Raw genomic sequence first — 11,840 nt, forward strand, 5'->3', positions numbered from 1 at the left:
CTCTCGTGGACCGCGTTCACAACTCAGGAGACTCGACCAGCTTGCGGCTCTCGGACCCCGTCTGAATGGGAGTCGGGGAGGAATCTCCTGAGTTGTGAACATGGACGGCGTGTGTCAGTAGGCGAGGGAGCGGTCGACGGCCTCGAGGATGCGGTCGGCATCCGGGAGGTAGGCGCCCTCGAGCTTGGCGGCGGGGAACGGGGTGTCATAGCCGGAGACACGCAGCACCGGAGCTTCGAGCGCGTAGAACGCCCGCTCCATCACGGTCGCCGCGATCTCGCTGCCCAGGCTCGTGTGACCAGGCGCCTCCTGCGCGTAGACCATGCGCCCGGTCTTGCGGATCGACCCCAGGATCGGCTCGTAGTCGACGGGCGACAGGGACCGCACGTCGATCACCTCGCAGCTCGTGCCCTCGGCCTCCGCGAGCGCGGCGGCCTGCAGCAGCGTCGTCACCATCGCGCCGTGGCCGACCAGGGTCACATCGCTCCCGGTGCGCACGACCCGCGACGAGTGCAGCGGGACGGCCGACGCGTCGAGCTCGACCTCGCCCTTCGGCCAGTACCGGCTCTTCGGCTCCAGGAAGATCACCGGGTCGTTCGACGCGATGGCCTCCTGGATCATCCAGTACGCGTCGTTCGCGGTCGACGGCGACACCACGCGCAGGCCGGGGGTGTGCGTGAAGTACGCCTCCGGGCTCTCCTGGTGGTGCTCGACCGCGCCGATGTGCCCGCCGTAGGGGATGCGGATCACGATCGGCAGGCTCAGCGCCCCCTCGTGCCGGTTCGTGAGCTTCGCGAGCTGCGTCGTGATCTGGTCGAACGCGGGGAACACGAAGCCGTCGAACTGGATCTCCACGACCGGCCGGAAACCCGCCATCGCGAGACCGATGGCCGTGCCGACGAGACCGGACTCCGCGAGCGGGGTGTCCAGCACGCGCTGCTCCCCGAAGTCGCGCTGCAGGTGCTCGGTGATGCGGAACACCCCACCGAGCTTGCCGATGTCCTCGCCCATCAGCAGCACCTTCGGGTCGTCCTCCATGGCTCTGCGCAGGCCGGCGTTGAGGGCCTTGCCGAGCGGCATCGTCTCCAGGGTCACCGGGCTTCTCCTTCGAACGACGCCTCGTACCGCGCGCGCCAGGCCTTCTGCTCCTCGATCAGCGGGTGCGGCTCGCTGTAGACGTGGTCGAACATGGCGTCGGGGCTGGGCGGCCCGAGCTGCACCGTGCGGGCACGCAGGTCCTCCGCGGCGTCCGCGGCCTCGGCGTCCACCTCGGCGAAGAAGCTCTCCGCGGCGCCCCGCCCCTGCAGGAACGCCCGCATGCGGACGATCGGGTCGCGCCGCTCCCACGACTGCTCCTCGTCGTTGCCCCGGTACTTCGTGGGGTCATCGCTCGTGGTGTGCGCGCCGAGGCGGTAGGTCACCGCCTCGATGGCCCTCGGCCCTCCGCCGGCACGCGCTTCATCGAGCGCGACGCGCGAGACCGCATAGCTGGCGAGCACGTCGTTGCCGTCGACGCGGACGCTGGGGATGCCGTAGCCGGCGCTCCGCTGCACGAGCGGCACGCGGGACTGGGTGGTGACGGGGACCGAGATCGCCCAGTGGTTGTTCTGCAGGAAGAACACCGTGGGCGCCTGGTAGCTCGCGGCGAACACCATCGCCTCGTGCACGTCGCCCTGGCTGGAGGCGCCGTCGCCGTAGTAGACGACGACCGCTTCGTCGCGCTCGGGATCGCCCGTTCCCGTGCGGCCGTCGAAGTTCAGTCCCATCGCGTAGCCCGCCGCATGCAGCACCTGCGAACCGAGCACGAGCGTGTACAGCCGCGTGTTGCCGTTCTTGGGGTCGGTGGGGTCCCACCCGCCGTGTGAGACACCCCGCATCAGCTTGATGATGTCGAGCGGATCCACGCCGCGGATGCGGGTGACCGCGTGCTCGCGGTACGACGGGAAGATCGTGTCCTGCGCGCGGGCGGCCCGACCGGAGCCCACCTGCGCCGCCTCCTGACCGCGACTCGGCGGCCACAGGGCCAGCTGCCCCTGACGCTGCAGGTTCGTGGCCTGGGTGTCGATGGCGCGGATGGTGACCATGTCGCGGTAGAACCGCTCCAGCTCCGCGTCGCCGAGCGCCTCGATCAGCGGCAGATAGCGCTCGGCCTCGGGGGTGGGCGCAAGGCGTCCTGTCTCGTCCAGGACGCGCACGAGGGAGGTGTCGGGGGTGCTCACGGCCCCCACGCTACTCGGCCCGGCATTCCGGGTCACGCATACCTAGGACGCCCGAATATCTGCCGGGAACTCGGAGGAATACGGGGAAGTCGGAGGCGCGAAGCCGATCAGCGAAGACCGGCGGCGACCTCCAGCACACGGTCGACCGAGGGCTCCTCGCCCACCGAGATGCGCAGGCCGTCGCCCGAGAACGGACGCACCACGAGGTCGGCCGCCACGAACGCCGCCGCGGCCTCGTCGGTGCGCGCGCCCGCGGGCAGCCAGACGAAGTTCCCCTGCGCGTCCGGCACGTCCCAGCCCTGCGCGCGCAGCCCTTCCACGAGACGCGTGCGCCGTTCGACGATGACTCCGACGCGCGCCATCAGCTCGGATTCGACGTCGAGGCTCGCGATCGCGGCGTTCTCGGCCGCGGAGGTCACGGAGAGCGGGATGCCGGTCGTGCGGGCGGCATCGAGCACCTTCTCGTTGCCGATCGCATAGCCGACGCGGAGTCCGGCGAGTCCGTACGCCTTCGAGAAGGTCCGCAGCACGACCACGTTCGGGTGCCGCTCGAACACGCGCTCCGCGAGCCCGTCGACCGCGTCGGGTGCGGTGACGAACTCCGCGTACGCCTCGTCGAGCACGATCAGCACGTCGGACGGCACGCGGTCGACGAACGCCGCGAACTCGGCGCTCGTGATGACGGGGCCGGTCGGGTTGTTCGGCGTGCAGAGCAGCACGGCCCTGGTGCGCTCGGTCACCGCGGCGGCCATCGCCTCCAGGTCGTGCCGCGCGTCAGCGGTCAGCGGCACCTGCACCCCGGTCGCGCCGGCGACGAGCGGCAGGCTCGGGTAGGCCTCGAACGACCGCCACGCGTAGACCACCTCGTCGCCCACGGAGGCGGTGGCGAGGATCAGCTGGTGCAGGATCGACACGCTGCCCGCGGCGACGTGCACCTCGTCGGGGCGCACGCCGAAGCGCTCGCCCAGTCGCGCACGCAGTCGCCCGGCCGTGGCATCCGGGTAGCGGTTGATCGGCGTGGTGTGCTCGAGCGCGGCCATGACGGAGGGCAGCGGGTCGAACGGGTTCTCGTTGCTCGACAGCTTGAACGCCTCGGGCCCTGCCTGCTTGCCCTGCCGGTACGGCGCGAGGGCGGCGATGGCGGGACGGATGCGGGGCAGGATCGGCTCGGTCACGCCTCGAGTCTACGAGGGCGGCCCTGCGCCTCTCCCCCGGCGCGAGAGCCCTTGGTACCATTCGGTTCACGACCGACGACGCGTTCGACCTGGTCGTCGGCGGCGCCGCAGGCGCGATCGACCTGGACGAATCGGAGCGTCGCATCCGCGCCAATCGCGTGCGGCGGAAGGTCGGCGGCTGACACGTCGGCGGGTCCGTGGGAGACTGATCGCACTATGCGCTTCATCATCCGCGTCGTCGTCAACGCCTTCGCCATCTGGGTCGTCACCCTGATCCCGGTGCTGCAGGTGACCGTGACCGCCTTCCCGCCGGCCCAGATGCTGCAGTTCGTGCTGACGCTGCTCGCCGTCGGCGCGATCTTCGCCCTGGTGAACACCATCATCGGCACGGTCGTGAAGATCGTCGCGTTCCCGCTGTACATCCTCACGCTCGGCCTGATCGGGTTCATCATCAACGGGTTCCTGCTGTGGCTCACGGCCTGGATCACGAGCGGCTTCGGGTGGGGTCTGTCGGTCGGCTCGTTCTGGTGGGGCGTGCTCGCGGCGCTGATCATCTCAATCATCAACGCGATCTTCGGCTTCGTCCTGCGCCCGCAGGAGAAGCGCTCGCGCCGCGACTGACGTGCCCGCTGTGCCGTCTGACGCCTCCCCCGAGCGACCCTTCGGGCTGACGCGGCGCACGCTCGTCGCGACCGCGTGGGCCGCCCCCGTCATCGCGTTCTCGGCAGCGGCTCCTGCGGCCGCCGCAAGCGCCGGCAACGACCTCACCGCGTGGCTGGTGACGGCCTGCGGCGCCCCCGACCGGCTGACGCTGAACCTGCGGAACGACTTCACCGCGCCGCTGCAGACCTACCTGGAACTGACGGGGGACGGCGAGCAGCCGAGCGCCGGGCCCGGACCGGTGCTCGCCCCCGGGGAGACCCGGTCCTTCGGGTTCGGCCTGCTGTCGAACGGCGGATGGACGGTCGGTGCGAGCACCGACGGCGGCCTCCGCTTCCGCGAGCGCACGGTGCTCTCCTGCCCGCCCCTCGGGCTCGACGCGCAGACCTCTTCCGCCGATGGCACGCTCACGGTCCTGCTGCGCAACGACGACCCGACCCCGAAAGACGTGCGCATCGAGTTCGACCTCGACGATGACGGCGTCGCCGACACCACCGACACGCTGACGCTCGCCGGCGGGGAGGAGCGCGCGGTGCCGTATCCCCTCCCCTCGACCGACTTCACGGTCCGGGTCGCGACCGACGGCGGCTACGCCCTCGTCGAGTCGTTCGCGTTCGCCTAGGCCGCGACCGTCGTTCCCGGTGCGGCCCTGCCGTAGCCTCGGACCATGCGACGGAATATCGGACTCGTTCTCGTGGGCGGCATCCTCATCGGAGTGTTTCTCACCTGGATGCTCGTCAAGGGAACGAACGCTGTTCAGGCGTGGATCGACCCGAATCCGTGGCTCGGCTTCGCCGCCTGGGGGCTCGCGTGGCTCTCCGCGCTCGGCGGGGCCGCACTGATCGCTCGCGTCGTGTTCCGTCCGGAGGGCGAACGGGGAGACGAGGTCGACTGAGACAGTCGGAACGACGAGCCGCCCGGGTGGATCCGGCTGGAATCACCCCGTCAGCTCGTCGCGCAGGGGACTGATCTCGGCGAGGAAGGCGAAGTCCCTGTCCTGGTGGAGGAGCGGGAGGTCTCGTCGGATCGCGACCGCGGCGATGACGCAATCGAGCATGCTGCGGATGGGGTGCCCGTTCAGAGCCGAGGATCGATACAGCTGGCCGGCGTCCCGGTAGTCGGTGACCGCGTCGACGGGGATCGACGGCAATCCGTCCGCCAGCGCTTCGACCCTGGCCAGCTCCTGAGGTCGAGTGGCTCCGGCGAGCAGCTCCACGACGATCGGCTCCGTGGTCGCGATCGCCGCGGACCGATCGATCAACTCCTCCAGACGTTCGACCGCCGGAGTCGCGTCCCCTCGCAGGTAGCCCACCCAGACCGAGGTGTCGACGAGGATCACTCGCGCCCCTGGGCGCGCGGGGCATCGTCACGGATCGCGTCGAGATTCCCGCTCCACCCCGACCCCTTCAGCCCCCGAAGGAACTCCGGGGTCAACGGCACGCCCACGAGCCGCCGCAAGGCCAGATCGACCGCCTCGCGCTTGGTGGTGAGGTCGAAGCGCCGCGCGCGGGGCTCGAGGCCATCGCCGCGACCTCACGGCGACACCCGCTCGGCGCGGTACTCGATGCGCTCCACGGCCACGGCCTCGCCGAGTTCGGCCCAGTACCCGTCGAGTGCCTCGGCGCGAGGGTCGACGGAGTCGTCCACCATCCGCGCGGTCTCCAGATAGGCGTCCCGCCCGTGCGCGCCGAGCCCGAGATCCTGCAGCCCCGGAAGGGGATCCACGGTCCGTCGCGCGGTGAAGCTGTCAGCCGAACCCGTGCCCGCCGCCGAACCGCCCGCGGCCAATTCGCTCACCGCGTCGTCCCAGTTCGCCAGTTGCACGAGCGTCTGGTCGTCGTCGAGCGTCTGGCCCACCGGGCTGCCGAGGGTGACCTGCATCGGCACCTCGAAGTCGCTCTCCATCGCCAGATGCGCCGCGATCATGCCCGATTGCGAGTGGGCGACAACATCCACCCGATCCCCCGCCTTCGCCCCGGAGGCGGCGAGCGCGTCGAGGGTCGCCTGATACGACGCCGACCGCTGCCCGGTGTACAGCTGCACGTTCGAGCGGTTGTCCCAGGGCTCCGCGCCCGCCGCATCCACGGAGGCGGAGCGCGTGCCCGACAGGTAGGCCACGTACCGGCTCGTGCCGTCGACCATGGTGTAGCGCTCGACGGCGACCTGAGCCCCCTTCCGCTCGGGGAGTCGGCGCAGCGCACCCACGAGGTCGGCGGGCGCTGACGGGGTGGAGGATGCGACCGGGCGTACGCGCACGGCATCCGCCCGCCCGCGCAGGGCGCCCCCGGGGCGCACCGTGGCGAGGCCGGTGGCGCTCCCGATCCCGTGGGCGAGGCGAGCCGTCGCAGGAAGCGCCACGATGCCGAGCACGTCGCGAAGGCTGGTGGGCGTCCTCGCGCCGAGGAGCTCCGTCTCCTCCCATCCGCGTGCGAGCAGGGTCGCCGCGATGCCCGCCTCGGGGTGCGCGGCGATCAGGCGGTCGAGCGCGACCTGCGCGGCCGCGGCTGCCGCGGCGTCCGTCTGTGCGAGCGCCTCGACCCTGGCGCGAAGCTCCACCACCTCGAACACGTCGGCCATGCGCTGTGCTCCGGTCGCCGCATCGTCGAGCTCGACGCCGAGCTCGTGCAGGGCCTGGGCCGCGGCGCGCAGCGCGGGGAGCGGCACCCCCGCGAAGGCCGCGGGCTCGGATGCGACGACCACCCTGGCCTCCTCGACGAACCCCGCGACGCGCTCGCACGAGGCCGCGGCGCCGGAGATCCGCACGGCCACCGCCCGCAGCTGAGCCGTGTCGACGGCGACCACCCCGCCGTGGTCGATGGTGAGGTCGCTCACGAGCCCGCCCGCATGCAGTGCTCCTGAACGCCGCGCAGCCGACTCAGCTCAGAGATCGCCGCGTGCCCGTGCTCCTCGAGCTGCTCGTGCAGCGCGCGCATGCCCGCGGATTCCCACGCCGTGTCGTCCCGGAGGGAACCCAGCGTCGCCGTGGTGTCGTGCAGCACCTCGATCGCCTCGCGCAGACGACCGTCCGCACGCAGACGGGCCCAGAGGTGCGAGGAGTCATCGAGTGCGAAGGCGGTGTCGGGGTTCATGGCCTCCACTCTGCGATGGCCCAAGCCCTCCCGCGGTGATCCGAGCGGGCGGCGGGCGGTGGCGGTGAAGAGCCCGCGGCATCGCACGGACGTGCAGGAAGGACGCCCTCCGCTGTGCAGGAGAGCAGAGGACGGGCAGAATGGATCCGTGACAGCCCAGGATCCCTTCCGCGTGATCTTCGTCTGCACGGGCAACATCTGCCGCTCCCCCATGGCCGAGGTCGTGTTCCGCGACCTGGCCGAGCGCCAGGGCCTCGGCTCGCGGATCGTCTCGCGCAGCGCCGGCACGGGCGACTGGCACCTCGGAGAGCGCGCCGATCATCGGACTCTCGACGCCCTGTCCCGCCGCGGCTACGACGGATCGCTGCACCGGGCCAGGCAGTTCACGTTCGCCTCCTTCGCCGAGAACGACCTCGTGGTCGCCCTCGACCGCACGCACGAGCGCATCCTGCGCGAATGGGCACGCGACGAGGACGAGGAGGGCAAGGTCACCCTCCTGCTGGCGTTCGACCCCGATGCCTCGACCCATGACGTCCCCGATCCCTACTACGCGGGCACGGAGATGTTCGATTCCGTGCTCGGTATGATTGAGAGCGCCACGCGGGGGCTGTTCCGTCAGCTCGAACCCGCTCTGCGCCTGCCCCGCACGCCCCGGACCTCCGGGGCCTCATCAGGAGGACTCCCCTGACTTTCCAGCCCTCGCTCCCGCCGCAGCCCCTGAGCCCTCTCGACGGCCGTTACCGCGGCGCCGTGACCGGACTCGCCGATTTCCTCTCCGAAGCCGGGCTCAACCGCGCGCGCGTCGAGGTGGAGGTCGAGTGGCTGATCGCTCTCACCGACCGCTCGCTGTTCGAGACGAGCCCGCTCGCGGAGGCCGACAAGGAGCGCCTGCGCGGCCTCTACCGCGACTTCGGTCAGGCGGAGATCGACTGGCTCGCCGAGAAGGAGGCCGTCACGCAGCACGACGTGAAGGCCATCGAGTATCTGGTCCGCGACCGGCTGTCGGCGCTCGGGCTGGACGGCATCGCCGAGCTCACGCACTTCGCGTGCACGAGCGAGGACATCAACTCCGCGTCCTACGCGCTCACCGTCAAGCGCGCGGTCGAAGAGGTCTGGCTGCCGGCGCTCGACACCGTGATCGCGAAGCTGCGCGAGCTCGCCGTCGAGCACGCCGACGCCCCCATGCTCTCCCGCACGCACGGCCAGCCGGCGACGCCCACCACGATGGGCAAGGAGCTGGCGGTGTTCGCGTGGCGCCTGGAGCGCGTGCGCGGGCAGATCGCCGCGTCCGAGTACCTGGCGAAGTTCTCCGGCGCCACGGGGACCTGGTCCGCCCACCTCGCGGCCGACCCCGATGCGGACTGGCCGACCATCGCGCGCGAGTACATCGAGGGGCTCGGGCTGGGCTTCAACCCGCTGACGACGCAGATCGAGTCGCACGACTGGCAGGTGGAGCTGTACGACCGCGTGCGGCACGCCGGCGGGATCCTGCACAACCTCGCGACCGACGTCTGGACCTACATCTCGCTCGGCTACTTCGCGCAGATCCCGGTCGCCGGCGCCACCGGCTCGTCGACGATGCCGCACAAGATCAACCCGATCCGCTTCGAGAACGCCGAGGCGAACCTGGAGATCTCGGGAGCCCTGCTCGCATCGCTCGGCCAGACGCTCGTCACGAGCCGCCTGCAGCGCGACCTCACCGACTCGACCACGCAGCGCAACATCGGCGTCGCCTTCGGGCACTCGCTGCTCGCGCTCGACAACCTGCGCCGCGGCCTGAACGCCATCTCCCTGTCGCGGGAGGTGCTGCTGGCCGACCTCGATGTGAACTGGGAGGTGCTGGCGGAGGCGATCCAGACGGTGATCCGTGCCGAGGTCGTCGCCGGGCGCTCCACCATCCAGGACCCGTACGCCCTGCTCAAGGAGCTGACGCGCGGGCACCGGGTCGGTGCGGCCGATCTGGCGGCCTTCGTCGAAGGACTGGAGATCGGCGACGCCGCGAAGCAGCGCCTGCTGGCCCTCACCCCCGCGGGCTACACCGGCATCGCCGAGCGCCTCGCCCGCTGACCCCGGCACGCGCTCGCACCGACGCATGCGGGATCCCGCACGCACCTCTCAGGATGCGGCTTCGCCGGAGTGCTCCTCCACGCGATCCCGCGGCATGAACCACGCGGCGATCAGCGTGAGGAGAGCCGTCACCGCGACCGCCACGAACACCCCGAACGAGGCCTGCACGATGGTGCCGGGGTCGTCCGGACCGCCGCCCGCGGCGAGCACCGCGTTGGAGATCGCCCCGAAGATGGCCACGCCCACGGCGCTGCCGGCTGAACGGGCGAAGGCGTTCATCCCGGTCACGGCGCCGCGCTCGCCCCAGCCGACCGAGGCCTGCGCGGCGATCAGCGTGGGCGCGGCCGTCCAGCCCAGCCCGAAGCCGAGCGCGAACGACACCACCGCGAGCACGTACGGGTTCGGCCACGGGGAGACCACGGCCAGCGCGACCGCCGCCGTCGAGGCGATGCTCAACCCGATCAGTGTCGTGCGGCGGAAGCCGATGCGCAGGTAGAGCCGCCCCACGTTCGCCGCGGCGATCGGCCACCCCACGGTGAGCGCGGCGACCGCGAGCCCGGACAGCAGCGGCGCGATGCCGAGCGAGCCCTCCAGGTAGGCCGGGGCGAAGCTGGTCACGCCGATCATCAGGGCTCCGACGCCCAGAGACACGATGGTCGTGGTGAGGATGAGCGGCCGCGCGACCAGGCGGAGGTCGACGATGGGCTCCGGTGCACGGCGCTCCACGAACGCGAACACGGTCAGCGCCACGACTCCCGCCCCGAAGCACAGCAGGCTTGGCACCGAGATCCAGTCCCAGGCGTTGCCGCCCTCGAGCAGGCCGAGGATGAGACCGGTCAGCCCGACCGTGAGCAGCACGGCCCCGGTGTAGTCGATGCGGTGGCGCTGCGTCTGCCGCTGCTCGGTGTACTTGCGCAGCAGCATCCACGCGGCGAGCAGACACAGCGGGATGTTGATCCAGAAGATCCACCGCCAGGCGTCCAGCTGCGCGAACACGCCGCCGAGCGCCGGACCGACGACGGAGGACACCGCCCACACACTCGCGATGTACCCCTGCACCTTCGCGCGCTCCGGCACCGTGTAGATGTCGCCGACGATCGTCATCGCCATCGGAGCGACCGCGCCGGCACCCAGGCCCTGCACCACTCGGAAGGCGATCAGCGCGGGCATGCTCCATGCGAACCCGCACAGGATCGAGCCGAGGAGGAACAGGGCGATGCCGAGCAGGATGATGGGCTTGCGTCCGACCGTGTCGGCGAAGCGCGAGTAGATGGGCACGCTCACCGCCTGCGCGAGCAGATACACCGAGAAGAGCCAGGGGAACTGCTGGTAGCTGCCCAGGTCGCGCACGATGCTGGGCACCGCGGTGGCGAGGATGGTCGCGTCGATCGCGATCAGCCCGGTCGAGAGCATGAGCGCCGCGAGTACGGGGCCTCGCTCCGACCGGAGTCCGATGGAGGCGCGATCGACGGGAATGCTCACCTCAGGCCCAAGCCGTCCCAGCGCACGACTATTCCGGATCGGCGGGAAGACGACACGACGATCCGCACGGCGTCAGGAAGCGCGAGGGTGTCCCGTGCCCTCGCCGCCGGACTCCCGCGGGCCGTCGGCCTCATCCTCGGAGTCCGCGTCGTACAGCACCGGCCGGTCGATGGTCTTGGTGACGTCGGCGGGGTCGACCGCGAGGATCAGCATCGCCAGGATCAGCAGCGTCGCGATGAAGGCGGAGCCGCCCACCACCAGGCTCAGCGCGAGCGGCGTGAGCCCCTCGTAGCTGCCGTTCGCGATCGCCTGGTTCACGCGCAGGGTGAAGGCGCCCGTCGACACGAGGGTCACGACCATCGCGAACACGCCGCAGCCGAGGGCGATGCCGAGCAGATGCAGGGGTCGCAGGATGTCCCGTCGGGTGGGCTTGTCGTCGCTCATCGTTCTCCTCCGTGCTCGACGGGGGCGGCGCCGTGCTGATCTGCGGGCAGCGTGCCGGCGGTGTCCGCGCGCTGGGGGGTCAGGCCGGCGATGCCGAGGAACACGGCGATGATCGCCGCGTACCCGCCGAACAGGCCGACGCCGAGGATGATGCCGGACAGCTCGAACGTGCCCGCCTCCTCGATCGTGTACTGCTGCACGAATCCGGACGGGACCAGCAGGAGGACCACGGCGAGCAGCAGCGTCAGCGCGCCGACGGTGATCGCATCGCGCGCGAGCGATCCGCCGGCGCGGCGGGCCCGGATACCGGCGAGAAGCTCGATGCCGCCGCTGAGCACCGCCCATGCGACGACGACGATGAAGAACATGTCGTCCGTGCGCCAGGTGGGGATGCCGCTGATCATCCCGGCGACCGCGCTCACCACGGCGAGCAGGACGGCGGGCCAGCGGGAGCCTGCGGGCAGCACCAGCCACGCCGCCAGCACGTGCACGAGCGCGGTGACCAGGACGAAGCCGCTGAACACGGCGAGGCCGACGGGCGCCGAGTGGTCGGACGAGAACGTGATCATCAGGGCGGCGACGGCGGCGAACAGCGCGCGCAGCAGTTGCACGTGGCGCATGGTGAATGCGCGGGCAGGGGCAGACATGACAGCCAGAGTCCTCCGGGGTTTCCCCCCAGTCTACGCGGGGGCGCGGAGCCGAAG

At 71.1% G+C, this 11,840-nt stretch carries 14 protein-coding genes and 1 pseudogene; 5 read left to right on the forward strand and 10 right to left on the reverse strand.

Annotated elements, in window-relative coordinates; all coding sequences use genetic code 11:
- Window positions 1-114: 114 nt before the first annotated feature.
- The 3 genes from M3C17_RS10195 to M3C17_RS10205 form a co-directional block, all read right to left on the reverse strand.
- Window positions 115-1,080, reverse strand: coding sequence for an alpha-ketoacid dehydrogenase subunit beta (locus tag M3C17_RS10195; protein WP_259977643.1), 966 nt, complete (start codon window positions 1,078-1,080; stop codon window positions 115-117).
- 11 nt (window positions 1,081-1,091) lie between these two features.
- Window positions 1,092-2,219 carry a pyruvate dehydrogenase (acetyl-transferring) E1 component subunit alpha gene (gene pdhA, locus M3C17_RS10200; RefSeq protein WP_259977608.1) on the reverse strand — a complete coding sequence of 376 codons (1,128 nt, stop codon included), beginning with the start codon at window positions 2,217-2,219 and terminating at the stop codon, window positions 1,092-1,094.
- Between the two features lie 107 nt (window positions 2,220-2,326).
- Complete coding sequence (locus M3C17_RS10205) at window positions 2,327-3,394, reverse strand: histidinol-phosphate transaminase (protein WP_259977609.1); 1,068 nt, start codon at window positions 3,392-3,394, stop codon at window positions 2,327-2,329.
- Between the two features lie 216 nt (window positions 3,395-3,610).
- On the opposite strand from M3C17_RS10205, the gene M3C17_RS10210 reads away from it, so the two are divergent.
- The 3 genes from M3C17_RS10210 to M3C17_RS10220 are packed head-to-tail and all read left to right on the forward strand — an operon-like array spanning window position 3,611 to window position 4,949.
- Window positions 3,611-4,015, forward strand: coding sequence for a phage holin family protein (locus M3C17_RS10210; protein ID WP_259977610.1), 405 nt, complete (start codon window positions 3,611-3,613; stop codon window positions 4,013-4,015).
- A 10-nt stretch (window positions 4,016-4,025) separates the two neighbouring features.
- Window positions 4,026-4,676, forward strand: a complete 651-nt coding sequence (locus M3C17_RS10215) for a hypothetical protein (protein ID WP_259977611.1) — start codon at window positions 4,026-4,028, stop codon at window positions 4,674-4,676.
- A 45-nt stretch (window positions 4,677-4,721) separates the two neighbouring features.
- On the forward strand, window positions 4,722-4,949 hold the full coding sequence (locus M3C17_RS10220) for a hypothetical protein (protein ID WP_259977612.1): 228 nt from the start codon (window positions 4,722-4,724) through the stop codon (window positions 4,947-4,949).
- A gap of 42 nt (window positions 4,950-4,991) precedes the next feature.
- Here M3C17_RS10220 and M3C17_RS10225 read toward each other — a convergent pair whose 3' ends face one another.
- From M3C17_RS10225 to M3C17_RS10235, 4 genes and pseudogenes are all read right to left on the reverse strand, one after another.
- Window positions 4,992-5,393 (reverse strand): PIN domain nuclease, encoded by a 402-nt coding sequence (locus tag M3C17_RS10225; RefSeq protein ID WP_259977613.1) that lies wholly within the window; start codon window positions 5,391-5,393, stop codon window positions 4,992-4,994.
- Window positions 5,390-5,551: pseudogene (locus M3C17_RS18785) on the reverse strand (type II toxin-antitoxin system VapB family antitoxin); the annotation flags it as partial. The pseudogene M3C17_RS18785 and the gene M3C17_RS10225, both read right to left, overlap by 4 nt.
- 36 nt (window positions 5,552-5,587) lie before the next feature.
- Complete coding sequence (locus M3C17_RS10230) at window positions 5,588-6,886, reverse strand: hypothetical protein (protein WP_259977614.1); 1,299 nt, start codon at window positions 6,884-6,886, stop codon at window positions 5,588-5,590.
- Window positions 6,883-7,143, reverse strand: coding sequence for a hypothetical protein (locus M3C17_RS10235; protein ID WP_259977615.1), 261 nt, complete (start codon window positions 7,141-7,143; stop codon window positions 6,883-6,885). Before M3C17_RS10235 ends, M3C17_RS10230 begins: the two co-directional genes overlap by 4 nt.
- Before the next feature lie 148 nt (window positions 7,144-7,291).
- On the opposite strand from M3C17_RS10235, the gene M3C17_RS10240 reads away from it, so the two are divergent.
- Together M3C17_RS10240 and purB are read left to right on the forward strand one after the other, a co-directional pair.
- A complete protein-coding gene (locus M3C17_RS10240) occupies window positions 7,292-7,831 on the forward strand; it encodes a low molecular weight protein-tyrosine-phosphatase (protein ID WP_259977616.1) in 540 nt (179 codons plus the stop codon).
- Window positions 7,828-9,210: an adenylosuccinate lyase gene (gene purB, locus M3C17_RS10245; protein ID WP_259977644.1), complete on the forward strand. Its 1,383-nt coding sequence runs from the start codon at window positions 7,828-7,830 to the stop codon at window positions 9,208-9,210. The genes M3C17_RS10240 and purB overlap by 4 nt, the downstream gene beginning before the upstream one ends.
- Before the next feature lie 48 nt (window positions 9,211-9,258).
- Here purB and M3C17_RS10250 read toward each other — a convergent pair whose 3' ends face one another.
- From M3C17_RS10250 to M3C17_RS10260, 3 genes are all read right to left on the reverse strand, one after another.
- Entirely contained in the window at window positions 9,259-10,692 is a 1,434-nt protein-coding gene (locus tag M3C17_RS10250; protein ID WP_259977617.1) for an MFS transporter, read from the reverse strand.
- Between the two features lie 72 nt (window positions 10,693-10,764).
- The gene (locus M3C17_RS10255) at window positions 10,765-11,136 is read right to left on the reverse strand and encodes a hypothetical protein (RefSeq protein ID WP_259977618.1); all 372 of its coding nucleotides are present in this window, start codon (window positions 11,134-11,136) and stop codon (window positions 10,765-10,767) included.
- Complete coding sequence (locus tag M3C17_RS10260) at window positions 11,133-11,783, reverse strand: acyl-CoA synthetase (protein WP_259977619.1); 651 nt, start codon at window positions 11,781-11,783, stop codon at window positions 11,133-11,135. Before M3C17_RS10260 ends, M3C17_RS10255 begins: the two co-directional genes overlap by 4 nt.
- Window positions 11,784-11,840: the final 57 nt, after the last annotated feature.

The organism is Microbacterium sp. p3-SID336, assembly GCF_025143365.1.
GTDB lineage: Bacteria > Actinomycetota > Actinomycetes > Actinomycetales > Microbacteriaceae > Microbacterium.

What these genes read in the sequence shown, in the direction of transcription:
- M3C17_RS10260 (WP_259977619.1), bottom strand. Translation starts at nt 11,783, where the DNA reads ATGTCTGCCCCTGCCCGCGCATTCACCATGCGCCACGTGCAACTGCTG.
- M3C17_RS10195 (WP_259977643.1), bottom strand. Translation starts at nt 1,080, where the DNA reads ATGCCGCTCGGCAAGGCCCTCAACGCCGGCCTGCGCAGAGCCATGGAG.
- M3C17_RS10210 (WP_259977610.1), top strand. Translation starts at nt 3,611, where the DNA reads ATGCGCTTCATCATCCGCGTCGTCGTCAACGCCTTCGCCATCTGGGTC.
- M3C17_RS10255 (WP_259977618.1), bottom strand. Translation starts at nt 11,136, where the DNA reads ATGAGCGACGACAAGCCCACCCGACGGGACATCCTGCGACCCCTGCAT.
- M3C17_RS10220 (WP_259977612.1), top strand. Translation starts at nt 4,722, where the DNA reads ATGCGACGGAATATCGGACTCGTTCTCGTGGGCGGCATCCTCATCGGA.
- M3C17_RS10235 (WP_259977615.1), bottom strand. Translation starts at nt 7,143, where the DNA reads ATGAACCCCGACACCGCCTTCGCACTCGATGACTCCTCGCACCTCTGG.